The sequence below is a fragment of the Pedobacter sp. MC2016-15 genome, from assembly GCF_026239695.1.
Classification (GTDB): Bacteria; Bacteroidota; Bacteroidia; order Sphingobacteriales; family Sphingobacteriaceae; genus Pedobacter.
Genome location: NZ_JAPIVS010000006.1, coordinates 181,887 through 207,580, shown reverse-complemented (window position 1 = coordinate 207,580; position 25,694 = coordinate 181,887). Strand labels below are relative to the sequence as shown.

General features: G+C 44.5%; 22 protein-coding genes. 15 read left to right on the top strand and 7 right to left on the bottom strand.

Features of this window, described 5'->3' with window-relative positions; genetic code table 11:
- Positions 1-4: 4 nt before the first annotated feature.
- A complete protein-coding gene (locus OQY15_RS18100) occupies positions 5-967 on the bottom strand; it encodes an energy transducer TonB (protein WP_265793321.1) in 963 nt (320 codons plus the stop codon).
- Between the two features lie 406 nt (positions 968-1,373).
- Here OQY15_RS18100 and OQY15_RS18095 point away from each other — a divergent pair, with 406 nt between their 5' ends.
- Positions 1,374-2,564, top strand: a complete 1,191-nt coding sequence (locus tag OQY15_RS18095) for a DUF1015 family protein (RefSeq protein WP_265793320.1) — start codon at positions 1,374-1,376, stop codon at positions 2,562-2,564.
- Between the two features lie 8 nt (positions 2,565-2,572).
- Here the strand turns inward: OQY15_RS18095 and OQY15_RS18090 are convergent, their stop codons facing one another.
- The 3 genes from OQY15_RS18090 to OQY15_RS18080 are packed head-to-tail and all read right to left on the bottom strand — an operon-like array spanning position 2,573 to position 4,480.
- Positions 2,573-3,550 carry a DUF5777 family beta-barrel protein gene (locus OQY15_RS18090; protein WP_265793319.1) on the bottom strand — a complete coding sequence of 326 codons (978 nt, stop codon included), beginning with the start codon at positions 3,548-3,550 and terminating at the stop codon, positions 2,573-2,575.
- A gap of 9 nt (positions 3,551-3,559) precedes the next feature.
- Positions 3,560-4,105, bottom strand: coding sequence for a YceI family protein (locus OQY15_RS18085; RefSeq protein ID WP_265793318.1), 546 nt, complete (start codon positions 4,103-4,105; stop codon positions 3,560-3,562).
- Between the two features lie 18 nt (positions 4,106-4,123).
- Positions 4,124-4,480: a hypothetical protein gene (locus tag OQY15_RS18080; protein ID WP_265793317.1), complete on the bottom strand. Its 357-nt coding sequence runs from the start codon at positions 4,478-4,480 to the stop codon at positions 4,124-4,126.
- Positions 4,481-4,685: 205 nt separating this feature from the next.
- Here OQY15_RS18080 and OQY15_RS18075 point away from each other — a divergent pair, with 205 nt between their 5' ends.
- The 7 genes from OQY15_RS18075 to OQY15_RS18045 all read left to right on the top strand — a co-directional run bounded on the left by OQY15_RS18075 (position 4,686) and on the right by OQY15_RS18045 (position 12,395).
- Positions 4,686-5,243, top strand: a complete 558-nt coding sequence (locus OQY15_RS18075; RefSeq protein ID WP_265793316.1) for a sigma-70 family RNA polymerase sigma factor — start codon at positions 4,686-4,688, stop codon at positions 5,241-5,243.
- Positions 5,227-6,477: a hypothetical protein gene (locus tag OQY15_RS18070; RefSeq protein ID WP_265793315.1), complete on the top strand. Its 1,251-nt coding sequence runs from the start codon at positions 5,227-5,229 to the stop codon at positions 6,475-6,477. Before OQY15_RS18075 ends, OQY15_RS18070 begins: the two co-directional genes overlap by 17 nt.
- 142 nt (positions 6,478-6,619) lie before the next feature.
- A complete protein-coding gene (gene fucP, locus OQY15_RS18065; RefSeq protein WP_265793314.1) occupies positions 6,620-7,864 on the top strand; it encodes an L-fucose:H+ symporter permease in 1,245 nt (414 codons plus the stop codon).
- An 8-nt stretch (positions 7,865-7,872) separates the two neighbouring features.
- Positions 7,873-8,703 carry an amidohydrolase family protein gene (locus OQY15_RS18060; protein ID WP_265793313.1) on the top strand — a complete coding sequence of 277 codons (831 nt, stop codon included), beginning with the start codon at positions 7,873-7,875 and terminating at the stop codon, positions 8,701-8,703.
- A 9-nt stretch (positions 8,704-8,712) separates the two neighbouring features.
- Positions 8,713-9,735: an aldo/keto reductase gene (locus OQY15_RS18055; RefSeq protein ID WP_265793312.1), complete on the top strand. Its 1,023-nt coding sequence runs from the start codon at positions 8,713-8,715 to the stop codon at positions 9,733-9,735.
- The gene (locus OQY15_RS18050) at positions 9,736-10,749 is read left to right on the top strand and encodes a zinc-binding alcohol dehydrogenase family protein (protein WP_265793311.1); all 1,014 of its coding nucleotides are present in this window, start codon (positions 9,736-9,738) and stop codon (positions 10,747-10,749) included.
- A 2-nt stretch (positions 10,750-10,751) separates the two neighbouring features.
- Positions 10,752-12,395 carry a M28 family metallopeptidase gene (locus tag OQY15_RS18045; RefSeq protein ID WP_265793310.1) on the top strand — a complete coding sequence of 548 codons (1,644 nt, stop codon included), beginning with the start codon at positions 10,752-10,754 and terminating at the stop codon, positions 12,393-12,395.
- Between the two features lie 2 nt (positions 12,396-12,397).
- On the opposite strand, the gene OQY15_RS18040 is transcribed toward OQY15_RS18045, so the two are convergent.
- From OQY15_RS18040 to OQY15_RS18030, 3 genes are all read right to left on the bottom strand, one after another.
- Positions 12,398-12,583, bottom strand: a complete 186-nt coding sequence (locus OQY15_RS18040) for a hypothetical protein (RefSeq protein WP_265793309.1) — start codon at positions 12,581-12,583, stop codon at positions 12,398-12,400.
- Positions 12,567-13,382: a tryptophan-rich sensory protein gene (locus OQY15_RS18035; RefSeq protein WP_265793307.1), complete on the bottom strand. Its 816-nt coding sequence runs from the start codon at positions 13,380-13,382 to the stop codon at positions 12,567-12,569. Before OQY15_RS18035 ends, OQY15_RS18040 begins: the two co-directional genes overlap by 17 nt.
- Before the next feature lie 72 nt (positions 13,383-13,454).
- Entirely contained in the window at positions 13,455-14,114 is a 660-nt protein-coding gene (locus OQY15_RS18030; protein ID WP_265793306.1) for a metal-dependent transcriptional regulator, read from the bottom strand.
- A 120-nt stretch (positions 14,115-14,234) separates the two neighbouring features.
- Here OQY15_RS18030 and OQY15_RS18025 point away from each other — a divergent pair, with 120 nt between their 5' ends.
- The 7 genes from OQY15_RS18025 (at position 14,235) to OQY15_RS17995 (ending at position 25,672) form a co-directional block, all read left to right on the top strand.
- Entirely contained in the window at positions 14,235-16,487 is a 2,253-nt protein-coding gene (locus OQY15_RS18025) for a TonB-dependent receptor (protein WP_265793305.1), read from the top strand.
- A gap of 38 nt (positions 16,488-16,525) precedes the next feature.
- On the top strand, positions 16,526-16,729 hold the full coding sequence (locus tag OQY15_RS18020; protein ID WP_265793304.1) for a hypothetical protein: 204 nt from the start codon (positions 16,526-16,528) through the stop codon (positions 16,727-16,729).
- A gap of 276 nt (positions 16,730-17,005) precedes the next feature.
- Complete coding sequence (locus OQY15_RS18015) at positions 17,006-20,008, top strand: SusC/RagA family TonB-linked outer membrane protein (protein ID WP_265793303.1); 3,003 nt, start codon at positions 17,006-17,008, stop codon at positions 20,006-20,008.
- Positions 20,009-20,112: 104 nt separating this feature from the next.
- Positions 20,113-21,711 (top strand): RagB/SusD family nutrient uptake outer membrane protein, encoded by a 1,599-nt coding sequence (locus tag OQY15_RS18010; RefSeq protein WP_265793302.1) that lies wholly within the window; start codon positions 20,113-20,115, stop codon positions 21,709-21,711.
- A 56-nt stretch (positions 21,712-21,767) separates the two neighbouring features.
- Positions 21,768-22,832 (top strand): phosphatidylinositol-specific phospholipase C1-like protein, encoded by a 1,065-nt coding sequence (locus OQY15_RS18005; protein WP_265793301.1) that lies wholly within the window; start codon positions 21,768-21,770, stop codon positions 22,830-22,832.
- A gap of 3 nt (positions 22,833-22,835) precedes the next feature.
- Positions 22,836-25,115, top strand: a complete 2,280-nt coding sequence (locus OQY15_RS18000) for a GH92 family glycosyl hydrolase (RefSeq protein ID WP_265793300.1) — start codon at positions 22,836-22,838, stop codon at positions 25,113-25,115.
- Entirely contained in the window at positions 25,112-25,672 is a 561-nt protein-coding gene (locus OQY15_RS17995) for a hypothetical protein (protein WP_265793299.1), read from the top strand. Before OQY15_RS18000 ends, OQY15_RS17995 begins: the two co-directional genes overlap by 4 nt.
- Positions 25,673-25,694: the final 22 nt, after the last annotated feature.

The window sequence follows — 25,694 nt, the reverse complement described above, 5'->3', positions numbered from 1 at the left end:
GAGCTTATCTGGACAGGCTAAATGAAATTGGCACATTGTAGGCTACCCGTACTTTCCTGCCCCGCATCACTCCGGGATTCCAGTTAGGGGATGCTTTAAGTACCCGTACGGCTTCTGCCGCAAGTTCTTCGTTTACATAATTGACAATAGTGATGTTACTGAGCTTACCATCCTTTTCCACAAAAAACTTAAGAATAACAACCCCCTGAATACCCATGCGCTGGCAGTTTACGGGATAACGTATGGTTTGCCCTAAATACCTGTAGAAGCTGGTCATCCCGCCTTTATATTCTGGTTGAATATGAGATTTGGTATAAGTTAGCGTGACATTGTCCGCTCCGGTACTTTCACCGGAAACTAGTTTACCGTTTTCATAAGTTTCTTTGTAAGTGCTATGATTGGTAGGATCTTCACCTGTCCATACCCCGTCATATTCTCCGTTTTTGATCATGCCCCTGCTGACGATCTTCTTAAAATCATTGTCATAGAAAGCTGCTAAACCGTTCCCATCTTTAACCATGGCTTTTCCGGTAGAGTCATTGACTTCAATAATCTTATAGGGGGCAAATGCAGATCCTGGCTGCCCCTCCGAATAGTTGAAGGCGGTATATAACTTCCCGTTGGGATAGTAATTATATACCTGCCCATTGAGTAAACCCTTTGCATAATTGGCAACTTGTTTTTTATTCCCATTATTATACATAGACCTGTATAAGCCTACATAAAAGGGTGGGTCAACCTTCATGGATAAACCCATACTTTTTACTTTGCCATCTTTATAAAATTCGTTGATGATGTAAAGTTCCGATCCTTTATCCGGTTCCTGGACAATTCTGATATAATCTGCACTATCCCGTGTCTCCACGTATTGTCCATTGTCTTTAATCAGATAAATATTTTGTTTTTGCGCAAATACGCCTGTAGAGATCAATAGAAGGGTGAAGAGCAGTAAATTAGATTTTTTCATATGGTATTATATTTCATTGCAAGATAACTGATGATCATTTAATATAAAACTTTATTTCAATAAAGCCTAATTGTCACAGAATGAACGCTTAGTGTATAAAATACGCGTTAAAGTGTTTTCAGTCTGCGGTTGTAAAACTTTATTTTGCTATTTAATATTTAGCCCGGGTCAATCAGATAAATATTTCGTGTCACTGATTCTATTCAGCATAATTTTCTTTATTAACAGGCAGGTTGTAATATCAATTATTCTCTGTGGAACTTTGCAGGCATACAACCAATCTATCTATCAAAATGACCAGCCAATTCACTCAAAACTTTGATATAGGGCAATTTAGTTCCTGTAGCTGCATTCCTATGGGTTGTGGCGCAGCGACAAGTTTGTCCGGAAACAGCTAAAGCAATTTATGGCAACAATCAGACCCTTTAAGGCCTTGAGGCCTCAGGACGTTTACGTTGATAAGATGATATCTCTTCGTTCTTCAGCCATATCCGGGAAATGCAATGGAATACTTGCGCAGAAACTGGATAGAGGGCAGGAAGGCAACCAGGAGTTAACAAATGATCACATTATCGGAAACCTTACAAAAATGATTACTGCGGGCGACTTCTATCAGGAAGAACATCCTTGCATTTTCATCTATGAAATTACTGAAGGAAACTCTGTCCAGACAGGAGTATGGGCCGTTACAGATCTGGATGATTTCGAAAACGGACATATCAAAACCCATGAGTCCACGTTGGAGAGCAATTCCTCCGGTCTGGTGAACTACAGGGATGAAGTAGGACTGGAAGGTGGCCCTTTGCTGATCACGCACAGACCAACCGCCGCCATACGCGCGCTGCTGCTCAGGATTAAACAGGCCGAAGCAAACTCTGTATATTACTCCAATAAAGTGTTTCACAGGATCTGGACAGTATATGATATGAAGACCATCCAGCAGCTGAGCAGTTGTTTTTCGGAACTGCAATATGTGTACCTGGCTGATGGACATCACCGTCTGGCAGCGGCGGTGAATTACCGCAAAACACGCAAGATGGAGGGATCAAAATCATCAGATTTTAACTACATCTCTTCCTTTTACCTCGCGAGCGATCAGCTGCGGATCAAAGAGTACCACCGTGTAATTATCCCTTCTGATGAAGTGTGCATCGATCAGGTTTTCAGAGATCTGAAAAAGTCGTTTTCGGTCACCAAATCACAGCGGAATGAAATGGTGATGCCGATGAAGAGAAATGAATTTGGATTGTTCATTGCCGGCAGATGGTACAATATGGTCTGTAAGCTGAAAGATGCACATACCTTGCCCGATGCCTGCCTGTTGCAGGAAATGGTATTCAGGCCTTTCTTTAACATCGAAAGACCCGAAACCGATCAGCGGCTCATTCCTGTGGGCGGTGCCGGTGCTGTGCAGGAACTGGAGAAGATCCTGCTCGAGAACCCCCATGCCATTGCCTTTACCATGGCGGCAATGAATGCGGAACAACTCATAGAGATTGCCCAGCAGGGTATTATGCTCCCGCCAAAATCTACCTGGATAGAACCCAAAATACCTTTTGGCCTCCTCTTGAGAAAACTCAAAAAAGTAAGTTGCTAAACAGCAACTTACTTTTTGTCTTTGTCCTTTTTATGAAAGGAGAACCTGCGTGCAATGCTGAAACCCCAGCGGAACTGACCCTTTAGCCAGTTACTGGTGGTTTGTGGAATAAACTGCATTTCCTCTATTGCTGTAGCGTTGGTGAAGTTAAGATTGAAGACGTGTCCGCCGGTTTCTATTTCCAGTCCTGCACCCAAGGCATTCCGGTACTTCAGTCCATTGAACTCCTCGAGGTAATCCTGATCCGCGCTGTTACGGAACGGCATGGTATAATCCACCACAAGCGCCATCCTCTTGCTGATTTTTGCCCTTCCACCCGCACTTACTGCAAAAAGGTCATTCTGATCTCTGAACGCTGTGAAATTGCGGTGTACATAAGTTGGCGTCAGGATAAAGGAGAAGCTGGAATTGAATTTTCTGGCTATGATTACCTGGGCAACAAAATTCAGGCGGTCAGAAAAGTTGCGGTAGGCGGTGCCAGCGGAAGGATCATCACTCGCTGTAACACCAGTAGCAGTAGTGCTGCCAAATAACGTGACCGCCACCGGGATATAATCATCCGTAGTTTGTTCGAGCAGTCTGAACTTCAGGTTTCCTTCATACAGCTGCTGCACGTCGGTGGCCCCTTTAGCTCTCGCAAAGCCCACACTGAGCCGGTCGCTCAGTCCGTACTTAAAACCTATCCTCACATCTGTTGCATTATCCAGGCCAAAGAAGCGCCTGATCCCACCGTTATCGCCGGCGATGTCCCCAAAGCGATGGTCGATCCTGAAATCAAGTTCGTTTTTAAAGATGGTTTCGTTGGTATGAACGTTAATGAGTTTGGTAGATTTAAACGTTGCGCTAACCTTTTCATGTGCAGGACCCGTATTGCCCAGCTCTTTCTCCAGGTCTTGTTGTCCGAAACTGTTTAATGCGGTCAGCAGCAGGATGATCAGGCAGAAGTATTTGTCATATTTTTGGAGTACTATTCTTTTCAGGATCATAGGAAGGGATTATTTTTTTGGTTGGTAAACAGCCGATATCTGCAGGTCTACGATCTGCGCGATTTTAGCAAAAACAAGTGTTGGTATTTTAATCTGGTGGTCAGCCACCTTAACCTTGAAATTGGTTTTGGCACTGATGTTCCCATTGCTCACTACCAGTGAGGCTTTGGTCTGGTAATTCTTCTGCACACCATGTATATCGAGGCTTCCATCGATGGTCACCTGGTAAGTGCCATCCTTTGTGAGGTCAACATCATCCAGGATCTTTCCTTTAAATGTAGATACCGGATATTTATCACTTTCCATGTAGTTTTCATTAAAATGTTCCTGCATTAATTTCTTCGGGAACTCGAAAGTTGTATTGCTCACCCTGAAAATCAGGTTTCGGGTTTTGATGTCCATTACTGAACTTGCCCTGGTACTTGTGGCCTCAACATCTTCTGCAGGTGTACTTGCATAAAATGAAATGGTAGCACTTTTACTGCTATAGAGCTGCTGCGCATGTGATGAGATGCTGATCAGCACACAACAGAAAATGAAGAATGATTTTTTCATAGCGTAAGATTTAAGGGGTTAAGGTTGCATACCCTGGTCAAACCAGTCACGCACCGACTGTAATTCTGTTGTGGACAGGCTTCCGTTGAGGGGCATCGACCTGTTTACTACTACCGCATTTCTGATGCGTTCAGAACTGGCTACAACTGAGCTGAGGCCGGCAAATGTCCAGGCAACGGTACCAGATCTGCCTGATGTATGGCATCCGGCACATTTAGCCTGAAAAATAGGGGCAATGGTAGTGGCGTAACTTACTTTGGTTGCCGGTGTCTCCGGAGTCTCTGGTTTAAATTCCTCAGCCTGCTTTTTTGTGCATGCTGCAAAGGACAGGCAGATGAGTGCAATCCCTGCCAGAAGCGTGTTGGGTTTTTTCATATGTGATAAAGCTTGGTTATGCGGTTACGGCTGAAGTCTGATGAAGGTTGTGCAGGACTCGAAAAAAATACACAATTGAAAAATAATTCGCTGTTTAACAGAGTCTTGTGTGAAATATTTACTTTTCTTATTATGTTTGGCAACCTATTCTGCCTTTGCTCCGTAGTGGGGGGCAGGAAGAGCTCAGGATCTAATTATCAGAAGTTTGCAGGGAATCATTAACGGGTGCATCAGGCAGGACAGAACGAGTCAGTACATACTCTATAAAGAATTTTATAGTTATGGCATGGCTATTTGCAGGCGCTACGCTTTGAGTGATTATGATGCGGCCGATGTGCTGAATGAAGGCTTTCTGAAAGTCTTTACACATATTGAAAAATATGATCCTTCAAGACCCTTTAAATCATGGATTGGCAGGATCATCACCAATACGGCCATTGATCATTACAGGATGAACCTTAAGTTTTCGGACCATGATGATGTAGATACCTATCAGCATATAGGTGATGCGGCGGGAGTTTATGATGAATTGGCTTACAAGGACCTGCTGATGCTGGTGCAGAGTCTGTCACCTGCGTATCGTACGGTGTTCAACCTGTACGCCATCGACGGTTATTCACACGAAGAGATCGCCGAGCTGCTCAATATATCTGCCGGGACTTCAAAATCAAATTTATTTAAAGCAAGACAGAAGCTGCAGGAAAAACTTGTTGCACTGGGAATGAACAAAACTATAAAAATTACTGATGGGGACAGAGAATGAGATAGATCAGTTATTTAAACGTGGCCTCGAAGAACCCGATATTCCTTTCAATGTGATGGATTGGGAGAAGATGGCACGTAAACTGGATGAAAAAGAGAAAAAGAAGATCTTACCTTTTTGGGTATATACAGCAAGCGGCATTGCCGCAGCAGTACTGATCTTCCTGTTCTGGTTTTTGTCGGGCCCCTCTGTGTCTGAAAAAGGAGTTAAAAATCCACTTACTGCGCAGAAAGGAAAAGAAGCGACCCGTAATGCATTGCCAGGCAGAGGAACTGATACCCTTAGGAGCAGCCGGCTTGCAGCAACACAAAACCAGGGCGAACTACCCGCCACTGAGCATGCAGCACCCTATGTGTCTGAGCTTCCCGCTGCAGTACTGATGCCAAACGAGCAGCTAAAGATCAGGCCCATGCCCGGGCATACTGTAGTTTTTGCGCCACTTCACACCACTCTTCCCTTAACAGACAGTGCAATCCTCGCAGATAAAGCACTGGCACTGGCCAGAAGCAGAGATCCGCTGGAAAAAATCCACCATACTGAAATAGCGAAAAGTGTCAGAGAGAAAATGGAAGATGCCATTTCTGCGCGACCGGCCCTGATCCTGAGTGCTATGGCGGCACCTGAAATTTCTTCGGGCCCATCAGGCAGCAACAGGTCATCCAAAGTAAGTACCAATCTTGGCCTGCTGGGAACATATGCCCTGGGTGCCAGGTTCAGCCTGACCTCCGGAGCGATATATGCAAAAAAATATTACAATTATGGTGCTGGTCCGGGATCTAATATTGCCTATACTCCTCCCGCAGGGACGGATCTGGAAATCAAAGCCGATTGTAATGTGATCGATATTCCCCTGAATGTAAACTACAAAGTGCTGGATAAAAAGAAACTTTCGGTAAGTGTCAATACGGGTCTTTCCAGCTATTTTATGCTGAAAGAGAAATACGATTATGTCATCACCAGGCCAAACCAGGCTCAGCAGGTAAGCACCACAGAAATTAATAACAAAAACCAGCATGTCTTTGGAATCGCTAATGTGTCGGTTAGTTTTGATCACCAGATCAGCGAGAACGTCAGTGTAGGTGTGCAACCCTTTACAAAGTTACCCCTGACAGGTATAGGCAACTATGATGTCAACTTAAAATCGACCGGAGTATCCTTCTCTCTCAGCATCGGGCTCTTCCCCTCAAAAAAACCAGGTAAGCTGGCAGCAAACCGGTATTCTTCTTTATATTAGCACGCATTAGGGCAGGTTATCCTGTTAAGAGGACAAAATAGCTTAATAACTGGATAACCTGGTGTTGCTTTTTTTAGCAAAAACGTCCTTTCTTTAGCCTGAGCCAATATAAATTGTAAAACCTGTATACAACCGATAAAAAATGAAAAAGAATCATTTTGCTGTAGTCCTGATCATCTCCCTTTTTTTTCTCTGGGGATTTGCTCTCAACTTGAACCCTATCCTGATACCACATCTGAAGAAAGCATGCCAGCTAACTGATACGCAGTCGGCCTTTATTGACTCTGCATCATATATTGCTTATTTTCTGCTGGCACTCCCTGCCGGATGGTTTATGAAAAAATTCGGATATAAGGGGGGCATCGTATTCGGACTCACACTCTTTGCTATAGGCGCATTTCTATTTTATCCGGCTGCGGCAACCCGCTCATATGTGTTTTTCCTGATCGCCCTGTTTGTTATTGCCAGCGGACTTACATTTCTTGAAACGGCAGCAAATCCTTATATAACTGTCCTGGGAGATCCCGAGGGGGCTACACAGCGACTGAACTTTGCGCAGTCTTTCAACGGACTGGCGGCGACGCTTGCTCCCCTGCTGGGAGGGATGTTTATCCTCTCCGGACATACACTGAGTGCTGCTGAGCAGTCGGCAATGAGCCCCCTGCAACTGAATGCATACCTCGACAAAGAGGCTTCTGCCGTGCAGGTCCCTTTTCTGATTATTGGAGCCGTGGTGCTGCTGATTGCACTTTTCCTGATCAGAACTCCTTTACCGGAAATTGAGGACGAAAAAGACCATAATGAAGCCACAGGATCCTTATTAAAGGAGAAAAACCTGATGCTGGGTGTCACTGCACAATTTTTTTATGTGGGGGCACAAACCTGTGTAAGCAGTTTCTTTATCCGTTTCTCCTCACACGTGGCAGGAATAGAAGAGAAGTCGGCAGCGCTATTCTTATCCGGTGCCTTGCTTGGTTTTATGGCAGGCAGGTTTATCGGTACTTTCCTGATGAAATTTATCAGCCCTTCAAAACTGCTCGCGATCTACAGTGTAATCAATATCGCACTGATTGTTGCCGCGATATTCCTGCAGGGAAAAGCTTCAGTTTATGCTTTAATGGGTGTCGAGTTTTTTATGTCGATCATGTTCCCTACGATTTTTTCGCTCAGCATCCGCGGATTGGGATCCAGGATGAAGGAAGGATCATCAATGGTGATCATGGCCATTGTTGGGGGAGCCGTTTTCCCTGTGCTGATGGGCAGATTATCTGATCGTACAGATATACAGATCGCCTATGCGGTGCCTGCGGTTTGTTTTGCGGTGATCTTCTATTTCGCACTGACGAATATCAGGGTGGGTAAAATCAAATTGAGTGTATCACATTAAGAAAGTATATGATTACAATCGACTCACATCAGCATTTCTGGAAGTATGATCCTGTAAAGCACGACTGGATTGGTGACGATATGGCTGTCATCAGAAGGGATTTTTTGCCAGAGCATCTGGAGCCCGTGCTGCAGGAAAATGATGTACAGGGTTGCGTGGCCGTACAGGCCGATCAGACCACTGAAGAAACGGATTTCCTGACCGGCTTAAGTAAAAAGCACGATTTTATAAAAGGGGTAGTGGGCTGGGTAGATCTGCAGTCGCCCGCCGTAGAGGAAGTCCTTGAGGCTTACTCCACTGAACCTGTCCTGAAGGGTTTCCGTCATATCCTGCAGGGAGAAAAACAGCGCGACCTCTGTTTGCAGCCCTCCTTTTTGAAGGGTATATCCCTGCTGGAAAAATACAATTTCAGCTATGATATCCTGATTTTGCAGGATCAGCTTCGCTATATTCCTGAGCTTGTTTCCCGTTTTCCGAATCAGCGTTTCGTGATCGATCATCTGGCAAAACCTGGAATTAAAGCCGGAGAGATCAGTGAGTGGAAAAAAGATATGGAGCGAGTGGCACAGTATGAAAATGTGCATTGTAAAATTTCCGGGATGGTTACCGAAGCTGACCTCCAAAATTGGAAAATTGAAGATTTTATTTCTTACCTTGACGCTGTTATAAATGCATTTAGCACTAAAAGAGTGATGTATGGCTCTGACTGGCCTGTATGTCTAGCAGCGGCAAATTACAGTGAGGTTCTCCATATTGTAAAATCCTGGGCGGGTTCATTAACGATCCATGAGCAGGAACTCTTTTTTGGCAAAAATGCAATTGCTTTTTACCATTTATAAATAACCCATATGGATAATGCCTCTTCTGAAAGCCTTGTGCTGCCCAAAGTTATTTTTGGTACCAGTGGCTTAGGCAATCTCTATCAGGCGGTTCCATTCGAAGAAAAAAAGGAGATTGTGCGTCAGTGCCTGATGCACTCCGCAGGTACACCTGTATTTGACTCTGCCGGTAAATATGGCGCAGGCTTATCGCTGGAAGTATTGGGCGCCTGCCTCTCAGACCTGGATGTTCATCCTGACGATATATTGATTAGCAATAAGCTGGGCTGGCTGAGGACGCCACTCACAGGTCCGGAACCGACTTTCGAAAAGGGAGTATGGGTAGACCTGCAGCATGATGCTGTACAAAAGATTAGCTACGAGGGTATTCTGGAATGTTTTGAGCAGGGGAATGAACTGCTGGGCAGGTATCATGCACAGCTGGTTTCTGTTCATGATCCTGATGAGTACCTTGCCGGTGCTGCAAATGAAGAAGAAGAGAACAAATTGTATCAGGACGTCCTGGATGCCTACAGGGCGCTGTCTGAATTGAAGAAAGCCGGGAAAGTACAGGCCATAGGAGTGGGCTCCAAAGACTGGAAGGTTATCCGCAGAATTGCTGCAGATGTAACACTGGATTGGGTCATGATTGCCAACAGCCTCACCGTAATTTCCCACCCGCAGGAACTGCTGGATTTTATTGCAGAACTGGCTTCAAAAAATATCCGCGTCATTAACTCAGCGGTTTTTAACGGCGGGTTTCTCACAGGTAGCGATTACTTTAATTACCAGCTGGTAGACCCTGAAACTAAAAATGGACAAATGTTACTGGAATGGCGCGGGCGCTTTGTTGAACTTTGCAAGCAGTTCAATATACAGCCTGCCGCAGCATGTGTTGATTTCGGTCTGCATATCCCCGGCGTTGACAGCATTGCCATGAATACCACCCGTCCGCAAAAAGTAAAAGTAAATATCGCCATGGCAAACCAGCGCATACCAAAAGCTTTCTGGGAGGCGATGCAACAGGAAGGATTAATCAATAGCTATAGATAGATGAAGACATTAATTTGCAATACCCCGGGAGAATTTGAATATGTGTTAACTGAAATGCCTGTAGAAAAGGAAGGTTACACTCTTTTAAAGGTCTTGCGCGTGGGTATTTGCGGGACTGATATACATGCTTTTGGAGGTACACAGCCTTTTTTCAATTACCCCAGGATACTGGGACATGAGATTGCTGCCGAGATTGTGTCCACCCAGGAAGGAAGTGGATTTAATGTAGGCGAAGTGGTGAGTATCAGCCCATATTTCTATTGCGGAAGATGTGTGGCCTGCAGGAATGGAAAGACCAACTGCTGTGTGAAAATGGAAGTTTTTGGTGTTCATATTGATGGCGGTATGAGGGGTTATATTTCCGTTCCCAACTATGCACTTGTACGGGGTGAAGGATTGTCTCCGGATGAATTGGTACTTGTTGAGCCGCTCGCAATAGGAGCCCATGGGGTGAGGCGTGCCGGAATAGAACTGGATGAATTTGTGCTGGTCATGGGAGCCGGTCCAATAGGACTGGGTACGATGGACTTTGCTGCTATAGCAGGAGGTAAGGTGATCGCAATGGATGTCAATCCGCAGCGGCTCGAGTTTTGCAAGGATACCTTAGGAATTCCACATACCATCAATCCACTGACCGATGACGTGATGGAACGGTTAAAGGAAATCACGAATGGTGATATGCCTACCGTGGTCATGGATTGTACAGGGAATCTGAAAGCGATTAATTCTGGTGTACAGTATCTTGCGCATGGCGGACGATACGTGCTCATCGGCCTTCAGAAAGAAGAGCTGGTGATCAGCCACCCCGAGTTTCATAAACGTGAGGCTACCCTCATGAGCAGCCGGAATGCGCTGCCCGAAGATTTTGAGCAGGTGGTATCCTGCATCAGGGACGGGGCTGTAATCCCCGAGAACTATATCACGCATAAAGTAGAATTTGATGAAATAAAGTACCAGTTTTCGGAATTAGTGGACCCGGCAAACGGGGCAATCAAGGCTGTAATAGTTTTTTAGATATGAAGAAAAATCTCATTTACGCAACACTCTGCGTTTGTTTAAGCGCCTGCCAGCAGAAGGAGAATACCACTGCCGGGCCAACCGCAGATTCTGCTGCAGTAAAAATGATCAACGATTCCAGTTTTGTGAAACACCTCAGTGTGCTGGCTTCGGATGAGTTTATGGGTAGAAAGCCCTTTACCATAGGTGAAACAAAATCAATCAATTACCTGAAAGAACAGTTCAGTGCACTGGGGCTCAAGCCAGGGAATGGTGACAGCTACTTTCAGGCGGTACCGATGGTAGAAATTAAGTCGGTTCCGGACAGCAGGATGGTCTTTAAAGGAGCTTCAGGAAGTGTTACTGCCAACTATCTCACTGAGTTCGTAGCCAGTTCAAGAAGGGTGTTGCCAAAGGTAAACCTGGAGAACTCTCCATTGGTGTTTGCCGGTTATGGTATCGTGGCTCCTGAATACAAATGGAATGATTATGCCGGACTGGATGTAAAGGGTAAAACCGTAGTGGTGATGATCAATGATCCAGGATTTGCAGATTCTACTCTGTTTAAAGGGAAAAGCATGACTTACTACGGCCGCTGGACCTATAAGTTTGAAGAAGCTGCCCGTCAGGGTGCTGCAGGAATACTCATCATCCATGACACCGCGCCTGCGGCTTATCCATGGTCTGTTGTACGCAGCGGATGGTCTAAGTCCAAACTGCAGCTTGAAGAAAAGGATAATAACATGTCGCGGGCCATTGTAGAAGGCTGGATATCCATGGATATCGCTAAACAACTCTTCAAACTCGCAGGTCAGTCAGAGGCACTGTTTGCGCAGGCCCTCAAACCGGGTTTCAAAGCTGTAGACCTCAAAGCGACTACTTCTTTAACGGTGACCAATACCATCAAAAAATCTGTTTCAAATAATGTCGTAGCCGTAATTCCCGGTACCAAGAGACCTGAAGAAAATATTATCTACTCTGCACACTGGGATCATTTAGGTACAGGAGAGCCTGTAAAAGGAGATTCTATCTATAACGGTATGACTGATAACGCTACCGGCGTTGCTGCCTTGCTGGATCTTGCTGCGGCTTTTGAAAAAGCAAAACCGGAACGCTCAATTGTATTTGTCTCCTTCACCGGAGAAGAACAAGGCTTGCTGGGCTCAGAATACTACGCCAAACACCCTGTATTTCCGGTAGAAAAAACTGTAGCCGATATCAATATGGATATGATGGGGCTGGCAGGAAAAACAAAAGATATTGTGATCTACGGATTTGGTCAGTCGGAACTCGAAGACTATGCCGCAGTTTCTGCAAAGAAGCAGGGACGTATTACAGTACCAGATCCGAAGCCATCCACAGGATTGTACTATCGCTCTGATCACTTTAATCTGGCGAAGATGGGTATTCCTTCGTTATTTACAGGATCGGGTGTCGACAATGTCGCTCATGGAAAAGCATGGGGACAGCAGCAGGCTGATGATTTCTTTAAGTCCCGCTATCACTCTCCTCAGGATAACTTTGATCCCGCTGCTGATGTATCCGGGATGGTAGAGGATGTAAGATTATTGTTTGACCTGGGCTTCAGGTTGAGTAATGAAAGCACATTTCCTAAATGGAAAGAAGGATCAGAATTTAAAGCAGCACGTGAGAAAGGGAAGTAGTATTACTCTTCCCCCTCATCTGACTGGTCGCCACTGCCATGTTCTTCGGAAAACTCCTTTGCGTTTTCATCGGCAGTAACATCGCCTTCATTTTCATTCTCTAAATTTTCATCCAGACGGTCGTTCCACTGATCGATCCCGTCTGGTCTTTGCTGCTCGTTTTCCATGTTATTATTCTGATTGTTCATAAATATCCAAAAGTTTTGTTCTGTCCCGTTTTGCGAAAGGTGCTGTGGCACGATTCAGATGCCCGTGAGCCGCGGCACTGATAAATATCGTTAATGATACGGCAATGGCCGTCCATGCAACGAGGGGGTGTAATGCCCAGTTTTTAACACCGATAGCTACGATTCCCCATACACCCACATTGGCATATTCCCTCATATTTCGGGTCCAGGTCATGGCAATAAATACAAAGGCCGCAACCAGTAACACCAGTATGGCCCAGATTTCAGGATTAATCGGGGCGCCTGTCCATTGGATCGCGGTTAGCCAGGCCGAAATATTGATGATCAGCGCAACGGTTATCCATCCGAAATACAGGCTGAAGGGCCACCAGATATAAAATATTACGGGGTTTGGGGCATCCCATTTTTCCATCCGGGTATTGATCACAATTTTGAGCAGTGACACAAAAATCACCAGCATAATCAGCAGTGACACGCCCGGCTGATCATTGGTAAAAGCCCATACCCATGCTGCATTGGCAAAGTTCGCAATGATAAACCACCATCCAATACTGAGTACAAAATTTCGTTTAAGATCTTTCCTGAATAAGTCTGCTGCCTGATAAATTGCAAAAATGATCAGCGAGAGGTAGATCAGACCCCAGATACCAAAGGCATATCCCGCAGGAGTGAGCAGATTATCATATTTAGCAGATATGGCACCGATGGAAGAACCTCCCTGCTGGCCGTTAAGCAGGTAGCTGACACCAATTGTAAATAAGAGGCTGACAACATTAAGGACCTGGAGGAGTTGTTTCATGCGGAGCTAGGTTTAGTCTTCAGCTATTAAACACCAGTATGTCCGCAAGGTTTTATAATTGCGAAAAATCGTTTAATCCAGGATCACCAGAATATTGTCAGTCATCTTACTGGAAACGGTTTTTGGCTCACCTTCATCAATAGAAATGATCATCGACTGATCAAATTCCATCTTCTCGATCACCCGGATTCTGGAACCCAAACCTACTTTCAGTTGTTTCAGATATTTCAGAAATGGGGTAGAGGTATCGCGCACACTTCCTACCTTACACATCTGGTTCTCATCCGCCTCACTTAAGCGTTTGCTTGCATAAACAGGCATCTTCCCATTTTGTGCAGGTATAGGATCGCCATGGGGATCAAAGGAAGGGTTGCCTAAAAAATCATCGAGTTTCTTTGCCAGCTGTTCATCGTGGATATGTTCGAGCTGTTCAGCAATGTCATGAACCTCATCCCAGCCGTACTGTAGTTTTTCTACCAGAAATACCTCCCAAAGCCGGTGTTTACGGATAATATCCAACGCAGCCATCTCACCGCTGCGACTCAGAATTGCACCCTGAACTTTATCATAACTGATCAGATCTTTGTCCTGCAGCTTTTTCAACATATCAATTACAGAAGCAGGATTGTTCTCCAGTGCATCTGCAATGGCCTTCGGACTTACTTTATTATCGGATTTACCCAGATGGTAAATGGCTTTAAGATAATTTTCTTCGGAGTAGGTTTTCTTCATTTTTTTGATGATCAGTCAAAAGTAAATAAATATTTGTCTAATTACATAAATTAGTCATGTCTAATTTTATATATTTGTCAAATCAAATTAATATAAATTGTCAAGACTAACAATAGATAGATGAAGCAACTAATTACTCTCCTCTTAATATCTTTTTCCTTTTCGGTCTATGCTCAGCAGGGTACACTGGCCGGGAGAATCAGCAGTGCTGATAAGGCTCTCAAAAATGCTACAGTTACTATAAAGAAAACAAGTTTTAAAACCCAATCCAATCAGGAAGGAGAGTATAATCTGCCTGCCATTGCCCAGGGAAACTACGAAATCAGCGTAACTGCGGTAGGTTATGTTACCCACCGGCAGGACATCAGTATCATTGCCGACAGCACGCTGACACTCGATGTAGAAATGAAAGAGAAGTCAGATGACCTGAATGAGGTAGTGGTAACGGGAACGATGAAAGCAGTACGTAAACTGGATAGCCCGGTGCCCGTGGAGGTCTATACTCCTGCATTTTTCCAGAAAAATCCTACACCCAACCTGTTTGAAGCCGTGGGACTGATCAATGGTGTTCGTCCGCAGTTAAACTGTAATATCTGTAATACCGGAGATATCCATATCAATGGACTGGAGGGAGCATATACCATGATACTCATCGATGGGATGCCCATTATCAGCAGTCTGTCTACTGTTTACGGCCTGAGTGGTATTCCCAACAGCCTGGTAGATCATATCGAAGTGGTTAAAGGACCGGCCTCCTCTCTTTATGGATCAGAGGCAATGGGGGGCGTGATCAATGTGATTACAAAAAATGCAGTTACAGCACCTCTGTTTAGTGTGGATGCTTTTGGTACTTCATGGCAGGAATACAATGTAGATGCCTCTGTAAAATTCAGTGGTAAAAAATTCCAGAGTTTGCTGGGGGTAAACTATTTCAATTATCAGCAGCCGAAAGACAACAATGGGGACGGATTTACGGATGTAACGCTTCAGCACCGCATCTCCTTATTTAACAAATGGAATTTTAAACGGAAAGAGAAAAGGGAAGCCAGCCTGGCAGCACGTTTTGTAAACGAGGACCGCTGGGGTGGGCAGATGAACTGGAATAAGGATTACCGGGGATCTGATAGTATTTACGGGGAAAGCATCTATACACGCAGGTGGGAGCTGATTGGTCTGTACCAGCTACCGGTAAAGGAAAAGATCATGGTCCAGCTATCCTATAACTGGCACCACCAGAATTCGTATTACGGATTTAATCCCTTTATTGCTACGCAGCAGGTTGGTTTTGCACAAATGTACTGGGATAAGGAACTGGGGAAAAAGCACAACCTGCTGCTCGGAGGCACTTACCGCTATACCTGGTATGATGACAATACGCCGGCTACAGCATCTGCAAATGGTTTTAATAATATGCCGGCAACTACGCCCTTACCGGGAATATTTATCCAGGATGAATGGAAGTTTGCAGAAAAGCAGACCTTGCTGGCGGGGTACCGCTACGACTACGACCGTAATCACGGGAGCATACATTCCCCGCGACTGGCCTATAAATTTTCTCCAAACCAGATGAACACGCTGAGGGCAAGCTTTGGAACTGGCTTTCGTGTTGTGAATTTATTTACTGAAGACCATGCGGCGCTTACCGGTGCGCGACAGGTGGTGATTGCAGAAGAGCTGAAACCTGAACGTTCTTTTAACGGAAACCTGAACTACGTACTGAAAGTGCCTGCAGGCTTTGGGTTGTTAAATGTGGATATGACGGGGTTTTATTCTTATTTCACCAATAAAATTACGGGCGACTTTGATCAGGATCCCGACAAGATTATTTACGCCAACCTCAACGGGCATGCGATTTCGAGAGGGATAGCCATGAATACCGAGCTGACCTTTAACTCGCCATTACGGATATCGGCAGGAGTTACCTGGTCTGATGTATACCAGGTAGATGACAATGGTGCGGGAATTGAAAAAACGGCTCAGCTGCATGCGCCAAAATGGAGTGGTAATTACCTCGTTTCCTATACTTTTCCCGGCGATTTTGTTGTCGATCTTACCGGTGTCTATACTGGGCCGATGCGTTTACCCATACAGCCCAAAGATTTCCGTCCTGAATATTCACCCTGGTTTACGCTGGCAAATATCCAGTTTACCAAGAAGTTTGACAGCGGGCTGGAGATCTATGCAGGCGTAAAAAATCTCCTGAATTTTATACCAAAATATGCTTTGATACGTGCATTTGATCCTTTTGATAAAACTGCCGCAGATCCGGTCAGCAATCCAAATGGGTATACCTTTGATACGGAATATAATTATGCACCACTACAGGGAATCAGAGGATTTGCGGGGATACGTTATAACTTATTTAAATATTAAGTTTATATTTACGGTCAGTATCTGCAAATCATTTATCAATGCAAACCGATCCTAACAGCGACGCTGAAAAATCAAAACAGGAACAAGACGATCATATTCCGTATGATGGTTTTGTGAATGTAAATGATATCGTCAATAAAAGGCGCCAGCTGCGGAATGCCCAATTCAACGTGGCAGATGAGATCTGGGATGCAGATTTTAACCCAATCCCTAAGCAGGACCCCGAAGAAGATTCTCATTAAGCCCCGGTCCTGCTACTTCATTTGCTTCCTGGTTATTCTTCTGCGACAGTTGATTATATCAAAACTATTTTTGTATATTTCCTCTGTATTAAATTATCAGCTCTTTCCCGCTTCCTCATTTCTATAAAGATCCCCTTATACACTGATAACATTCATTAACGTAATAGTGTAATTGAGCCCCTTTTGTTTACAATTTGATAATATCTAAACCGATTTATCTTAAACTGCGAGGGACACCTTTGTGCAAAATTTATAAGGTCTTAAATAAAACGATTTATGGAAAAAAACTACACACCAATTTCCCGGTCAACCAGTCAAACTCAATGGAAAGGTATCTTTTCATTGATTCTGATCGTGTTGTTATCGGTGAGCGCCTTCGCACAACAAGGTGGAAGAATTATAAAAGGATCTGTAAAGGATGAGGCCAATGGAGCTTTACCAGGCGTTACTGTCAGGGTAAAAGGAACTTCCACAGCTGTATCCACCAATCAGGATGGAGATTATTCAATCAGGGTAAACAATGCACAGGATGTTCTTGTGTTCATCATGCTTGGAACAGTAACGCAGGAGATCCCTGTGGGAAGCAGAACAAATGTAAGCCCGATCATGAAGGCAAACAGTAAAACCCTTAACGACGTAGTCGTAATTGGTTATGGTAGTTCTAATAAAAAAGACCTTACCGGTTCAGTCGTATCTGTAGGTTCAGAAGATTTCAACCAGGGTGTGATGGTTAGCCCTGCGCAGTTGCTGCAGGGTAAAGTTGCGGGTTTAAACGTAACCAAGAGTGGCGACCCGAATAAACAACCTTCAACAACATTAAGGGGGCCATCCACATTCCGTACAGGAGCTGCACAGGAACCTTTCTACGTTATTGACGGAGTTCCGGGAGCTTCAATCGATCTGCTGGCTCCGGCGGATATCGAAACCATCGACATCCTGAAAGATGCATCTTCAACAGCGATCTATGGTTCAAGAGCATCAAACGGGGTAATCATCGTAACGACGAAAAAATCAAAAGCAGGACAGTCGAGACTATCCTACAGCGGTTATGGTGCTGTTGAAAACGTATCCAGTAAATATGATATGTTAACTGCGCCGGAATTGCGTAAATATTTGAGCGATAACGGACAGGCGCCACTTTCGGCACTTGATGATGATGGTTCTGACACCAACTGGCAGGACCTGATCCAGAGAACGGCTTATTCTCAGAACCACAACGTTTCCTACGGCGGCTCAGGACAAAGTTCTGACTATGGTGCCAGTGTCAACTACCTGGATAATCAGGGGGTACTCAAAAATACGGCATTGCAGAGAACCATCGTCAGGGGATTCCTCAATCAGCGTTTCTTTAACGACAGACTGAAATTGGGGATTACAATTTCAAATAGTTCATCAAACAGAAAAGATGTGTATTCTCAGACTACAGCTCTGTCAAACATGCTGTTCTTTTTCCCTACGGTAAGTCCTTTCAATGCTGATGGTACTTACAAAGAAAACTACCTGAGAACTGGTAGCGGAACACGTAACCCGCTTTCTGTGGTTGATAACAACCTGGTGAAAATCAAGAATGAAAAAACACTGATCAACGGTACTGCACAGGTAAACATTATGGAGGGATTAAAATTCACTGCCAGTTTATCAACACAAAAAGATCAGAACAACAATAATACTTATTTAAACAGCCAATCCGGATTAGCGAGAAATGCAAACGGAGTAGCTATCAGATCTGATGTATTAAACACCAGCAAAATCGCTGAGGGATATTTCAACTACGATAAAACAATAGGTCACCATAACATGAAGTTCCTTGCCGGTTATTCATGGCAGGAAGACAAAACCAATGATGGTTTTGGTTTACAAACACAAGGTTTTTCAAATGACCAGTTAGGTGCAAATAATCCTGCACTCTCTAATCCTACAGGACTTAACCAACTGATCCTGGATCAGACATTGGTAAGCTCTACATTGAGACTGATCTCTTTCTACGGTAGGGCTCAGTACAATTTCAACGAGAAATACCTGTTAAACGCTTCCTTGAGGAATGACGGTTCATCGGCCTTCGGATTAAACAGCCGCTGGGGATTATTCCCTGCAGTATCTGCAGGCTGGAGAATTATCTCTGAAGATTTCATGAAAAGCGTACCAGTAGTGAGCGACCTGAAATTGAGAGCAGGATGGGGTAAATCAGGAAACAGTCTTGGTTTCAACGCCTTCTCTTCATTATTGGTTTATGGTGCCGGAAGTAAATTTTATAACAATGGTCTGATCAGCAATGCGATTGGCCCTGTTAGGAATGAGAATCTTGACCTGAAATGGGAAAGTACTGCAACCAGCAACATTGGTGTTGATTTCGGTTTATTCAAAAACAGAATCACGGGTTCCGTAGATTATTATATCAAGAAAACATCTGACCTAATCTATGACCAGTATGCGGTTTCTACAACGCAATATCCTACAAACGTGATTACTGCAAACGTTGGAAAGATCAAAAACTCAGGTATTGAGATCACGCTGAATGCCGTAGCAGTGAAAACGCCAACTTTCAGCTGGACAACTTCACCAAATATCTCACACAATAAAAACGTTGTTGAGGCGCTTTCTGATGCGATCTACAAAATCGATTTCATCCAGACCGCTCAGTTAGGTGGTAAAGGACAGTCGGGTAACTACAGCCAGATCATCCAGCCGGGTGAAGCTTTAGGTACTTTCAAACTGTGGAACTACGCAGGTAAAAATGCTGCTGGTATCAGTACTTATGTAAATGCTGCCGGACAAACTATCGCAAGTCAGCCTTTAACTACAGATATGAAGATTGCCGGAAACGCACAGCCTAAATTTATCTATGGATGGAACAACAGTTTCAACTATAAAAAATGGGATTTAAACTTCCTGGTTCGTGGCGTACTGGGTAACAAGATTCTGAATGCTACAGCAGCAGGTTTAAACACTCCTGCGGATGCAAAACTGCAGAATATCCCAAGATCAAGCCTGACTGAATCTTTTGCTGATGTGAATGCTTACCTGATCTCAGACAGATACCTGGAAAGCGGTTCGTACCTGCGTATGGACAACGCTACTTTAGGTTACTCTATCAAACCTAAATCTACGACCATCAAAAACATCCGTCTGTATTTCTCTGCGAATAACGTATTCGTAATCACGAAATACTCAGGAATTGATCCGGAGATTGATATGGGAGGAGCAACACCAGGTATCGACAACAACAATTTTTACCCAAAAACACGTACGCTGAGTTTCGGTGTTAACGCATCATTCTAATTATTTAGCATTATCAAGATGAAACCTGCATCAAATCAACATCAAAAGATCAAAGGAGGATTTGATGCAAGCTTCATCACAGATGAAAACAAAATATTGACCAAATGAAAACAAGATATCTATTAACAGCAGCATGCGCTGCACTACTTTCAGCAGTATCCTGCACCAAGCTGGATGTGAATGTAGAATCACAATATGTAAAAGAAAATTTCCCGGTAACCTCTGCAGATTTTGCAGCTTTTTATGGTACCATGTACTCAAACCTTTCTTCATCCTACGGAGTACCTTACTGGAGGATGCAGGAGTTGTCTACCGATGAAGCTATCCTGCCTGCAAGGGACGGTAACTTTGATGATGGTGGACAGTACAGACAATTACACTACCATACCTGGACCTTTGACCACGCTAACGTGAAAACCGTTTGGGAATGGGGATTTGGTGGGATTAACACCTGTAACCGTCTGATCGGTGCTACTGCCGTTGCGCCTTCATCTGATGCGATCAAACTTGCAGGAACTACAGAAGTGAAAACCATGCGTGCGCTGTACTACTTCATGATGATGGATATTTATGGTAATATCCCAATCATAGAAACTTTCCCTGTTCCTGCAAATGCACTGCCTGCTACAGTAAGCAGAGATAAGGTCTTTGAATTTATTGAGAAAGAATTACTGGCAGCAATTCCAAACCTGCCACAGAAAACTACTTCCAATAACGTGCAGTACTATGGAAAACCGACACGCGGACTGGCTTTTGCGCTGCTTTCTAAAATGTACCTGAATGCTGAAGTATATACCGGCAGATCAAGATATCCTGAAGCAGTAGCTATGGCTGATAGCGTATTGAAAAATACAAGCTATGCATTGGACGCTAAATATTCTGATATTTTCGATGTAAATAACGGTCCACAGATCACGGAGACAATTTTCGCTATCCCTTACGATCAGCAGATTCCTGGTAACCAGATCACCAGGTTTGGTTTTTACCCTGCGCTTGCTCCGGCATATGGTATCCCGGGTGTTGGTTTCAGTATCTCTATGAGTACTACTCCTGAGTTCTATGACAGGTTTAACCTGACCAACGATATCCGTACTTCATTCTGGTTGATCGGTAAACAGTATGCTCCGGATGCCAACAGGAAACCAGACTTGACTAAACCTGTATTTATTGCAGGAACAACTACACAGATCGAACTCACCAGAGACCTGATCCTTAAACCAGGTAAACCAATGGATGTGGGTAATACAGTAGCCGATCAGGCGAAAGGTATCCGCTCCGTAAAATACTGGCCGGATGTAAATGCGATCCAGGCAACGCGCTTGAATGGCAATGATATGCCTTTCTTACGTCTTGCCGACGTGATGCTGATGAAGGCTGAAGCTATCCTGCGTGGTGCTACTGCTACTTCAGTAAACGGCGATTTACAAACTCCGCTGAGCCTGGTCAATAAAGTGCGTACCAGAGCTGGTGCACCTTTAGCAACAACAGTTACGCTGCAAAGCGTCCTGGATGAAAGAGCGAGAGAACTTTCATGGGAAGCATGGAGAAGAAATGACCTGATCCGCTACGGACAGTTCGAAACAGAATATCCTTTACAAAATGATGTGTTGACAATGGATAAGAGCACTACAAAGAGAATCTATCCTGTACCAACTTCAGAATTAAGACTCAATACCAACCTGAAACAAAACCCAGGTTATTAATCTCAAACTTAACAGCCGGTCCAGTACCGGCTGTTTCTATTTTAAACCAAATTTTTATGTTAAAATCCCTATCCTGCGCAACGCTGTTTTTTGCGCTTTCTGCATTTGCACCCGGCGATGGTGAAAACCTTCCTATCAACAAAATACAGGTGATCGGTTCACACAACAGTTATAAGGTTGCTATTGATCCGCATTTGTTTAAAACATTCAGTATGAAAGATTCGGTTTCGGCCAGCAGAATCGACTATGAACACATACCTGTTACCGCACAACTGGACAAAGGATTGAGAAACCTGGAGATAGATGTGTATGCAGATTCCAAAGGGGGAAAGTATGCACACCCGAGGGGGCTCGACTGGGCCAAAGATCAGGCGCCTTATGATGTGGAGAAGGAAATGAATGCTCCGGGATTTAAGGTTTTCCATATCCAGGACCTCGATTTCCGCAGTGATTTCCTCACCTTCAAAGGTGGCCTGGAAAAGCTGAAGAAATGGTCTGATGCAAATCCTGATCATACGCCAATCTTTATCACGCTCGAAGCAAAAGATAATATCATGAAAGGTGAGGGCTTCAGTGCTCCGGAGAAGTTTACTGCTGAGACTTTCGATGAGCTGGATGAGGTGATCCTGAAGACCCTGGGTAAAGGTAAAGTGATCACTCCTGATCAGGTACGCGGCAAATACAAAACACTTGAGGATGCTGTACTGCATGACAACTGGCCGGCGCTGAAAGCCGCAAGGGGCAAGTTTATCTTTATGTTTGATCAGAAAGGGGAGAAGATGGAACTTTATATCAAAAATCACCCTTCCCTGAAAGGCAGAACGATGTTTGCCAATGCTGTTGCCGGCAGACCTGAAGCGGCAATGATGATTATCAACAATGCCAAAAGTCCTGAAATTCCGGGATTGGTAAAAAAGGGATATATCATCCGTACACGCGCTGATTCAGATACACAGGAAGCAAGAAGGAATGACCGCTCAGCATTTGACGCTGCCTGTGTTTCAGGTGCCCAGATCATCACGACAGACTACTATCAGAAAAGTACGCATTTTAAATCTGACTATGAGGTGAGCTTCAAAGACGGAAAATATTTTAGATTAAATCCCTTATTTAACAACTAGAGTTTGAAATACCAGGCATTAAACACCATTCTTCTTGCTGCGTTGCTCTGGACTGTTCCAGGAAAAGCACAGGAAAAACATCACACTTTTGTAGACCCGATGATTGGCTCTCAGGGCCTCGGAAGGATCTTCATTGGTCCTTCTTATCCTTTCGGGATGGTAAAACCCTCGCCTGATTGCGGTACTGCACCCAACAGTGGCTGGCTGCCTGAACCTGTAGCGGTTACAGGATTTAGTCAGCTTCATGTCAGTGGAACAGGCGGCGGACCCAAGTATGGCAATATCCAGGTGATGCCCTTTACAGGTGCACTGGATAGTCAGGAACAATCCTCCATGCGCGAAAATGAAACCGTTAAACTGGGTTATTACAGCGTACTGCTCAAAAAAAACCAGGTTAAAACGGAAATTACTACTGCTGACAAAGCCGCTTTTTACAAGTTCAGCTATCCTGCAGCAGCACAAAAATCGCTGAAAATAGATGCAGGTTTCTTTCTTGGCGAGCAGCCCGTACCTGATGCCCGGGAAGCACAGCAGTTTGTAGGCTCAGAGATCGAACTGGTATCCCCGACAGAAATCCGTGGCTACAGTCGCATCCGTGCCGGCTGGAACAATGGAAGGGCTTATACGGTTTATTTTTATGCAGTTTTAGACCAGCCCGTAACTTCTTACACCAGTTGGAAAGGGCAAAAATTGTTTCCTAATGTGGCAGTTCAGTTTGACAGCAATGAGAAAACAGGATTGCTGCTGGGTATAGGAGGGAGCGCAACACAGCTGAACATGAAGATCGGGATCTCTTTCCTGAGTTCGCTTAAAGCTAAAGCTAATATTACACAGGAGATTCCCGACTGGGATTTCAATCAGGTGCTCACAGGCTTGCAAAACAAATGGGAAGAACTGCTCCGTCGTATTGAAATAGATCCAAAGGCCAGCACAACCCAGCAACAGCTTTTCTATACGGGCTTGTATCATACCATGCTGATGCCGGTAAACCGTACGGGGGAGAACCCGATGTGGACAAACGATCAGCCTTACTATGATGATTTTTATACGTTATGGGATACTTTCAGGACTTCAAACCCGCTGATTACGCTGATCTCTCCCAAAAGGGAAGTGGAGATTGTCAATGCGCTGATCGATATCTACAAACATGATGGTTACCTGCCTGATGGTAGAAGCGGGAATGCCAACGGCAGAACGCAGGGTGGCTCACATGGCGAAGTGCTGATCGCTGATGCTTTTGTAAAAAAGCTGGAAGGAATCGATTATGAGCTGGGTCTTGAAGCTATGCTCAAAGACGCTACGGTGCCTCCGGGTGGAAATGAAGAACAGGAAGGCCGGGGTGGCTTAACGGAATACAACAGGCTTGGTTATGTGCCTTTTTCTGTGGTGAGATCTGGTAACCGTACCGTAGACTATGCCTATAATGATTATAACATCGCTACCGTTGCGAAAGGTCTTAAGCGTCAGAAAATATATGACCGCTTTATCAGGCAGTCGGCCAACTGGAGAAACCTCTGGCGTGATGATTATACCCATGAAGGTTCCAAGGGATTTATCCTTCCTAAAAATGCTGAAGGCAAATGGCTGGATACTATTCCTTATGGTAATTCAGAAATTCAGCACCCGACTTATATTTATACGCCTCTGACCCGTGAAACTCCCTGGTATGCCTGTCACTGGTGCGGCTTTTTCTATGAAGGTACCTCCTGGGAATATTCATTCAGCATCCCGCATGAAATTCCTGCCCTGATTCAGAAATCCGGTGGCAATGCTGCCTTCAGAAAAAGGCTGGATACTTTTTTTGATAAAAAATTCTATAATGTAGCCAATGAACCTTCTTTCCTGACGCCGACTCTTTATCATTGGATAGGAAGGCCGGACCTGAGTTCGGAGCGCATCAGGCAGATCATCGGGGCGAGTTATAATACCAGCCGTAACGGCCTCCCCGGAAATGATGATTCCGGTGCGATGTCTTCATGGCTGGCATTTCATATGATCGGCTTATACCCGAACGCCGGGCAATCTTACTACCTCATCAATTCACCCCTGCTGAGACAAACGGTCTTCCATCAGGAGAATGGGAAGGATTTTAAAGTCACCGCCAATGGCTTGTCGGAAAAAAATGTGTATATCAAATCTGCCAGATTAAATGGCAAAGTATTTAACCAGGCATGGATAGAACATGAGGATATTCTGAATGGCGGGGAACTCGTTTTGGAGATGGATGCCAAACCCTCAGCCTGGGGCACCAGGATTCTTCCACCTTTAAGCCTTAAACCATGATCAGAAATATAATATATCTTTTGATGCTGATTGTACTGTCTGCTACAGCATCCGCACAACAGCCAACTATCACGGTTGGTACAAAGCTGGATTATAAGTTTTTCCTCTACGGACAAACTGTAGCTATCGGCATGACTGTAAAATCTGCTAGGGACAGTGTGCAGCTCGACTGGAACCTGAGGGGACTTGCTACGGGCAGCTACCTCGTTTCTAAAGAGGGTTTCCAGAATGGAAGCAAGCTCAACTTTGTGCAGCCGGCAGCTTCATCAGTACTGCGGCTTGCGGATGATGAAACCTTTGCAGTGATTTCAAAAAATGCTTTCAGCGCATTAAAAAAGGATGGAAAGTTTGTGTATAATCAAACCACTTACGTGTTAAAAGATGACGGAGCGGAAGCAGTGTTTAAAGCTGGTGACCGTAAACTGGATGTGCTGCATGTGATGGGAGTTGAAGAACATGGAGAATTGTGGATATTAAACGACCCGCAATTTCCGTTGATCTGCCAGGTGAAAAACAACCCGGTTGGAATCAATTATACCATAGTGGCCATTAAATAAAACTGCAGTCAGATATTCATTT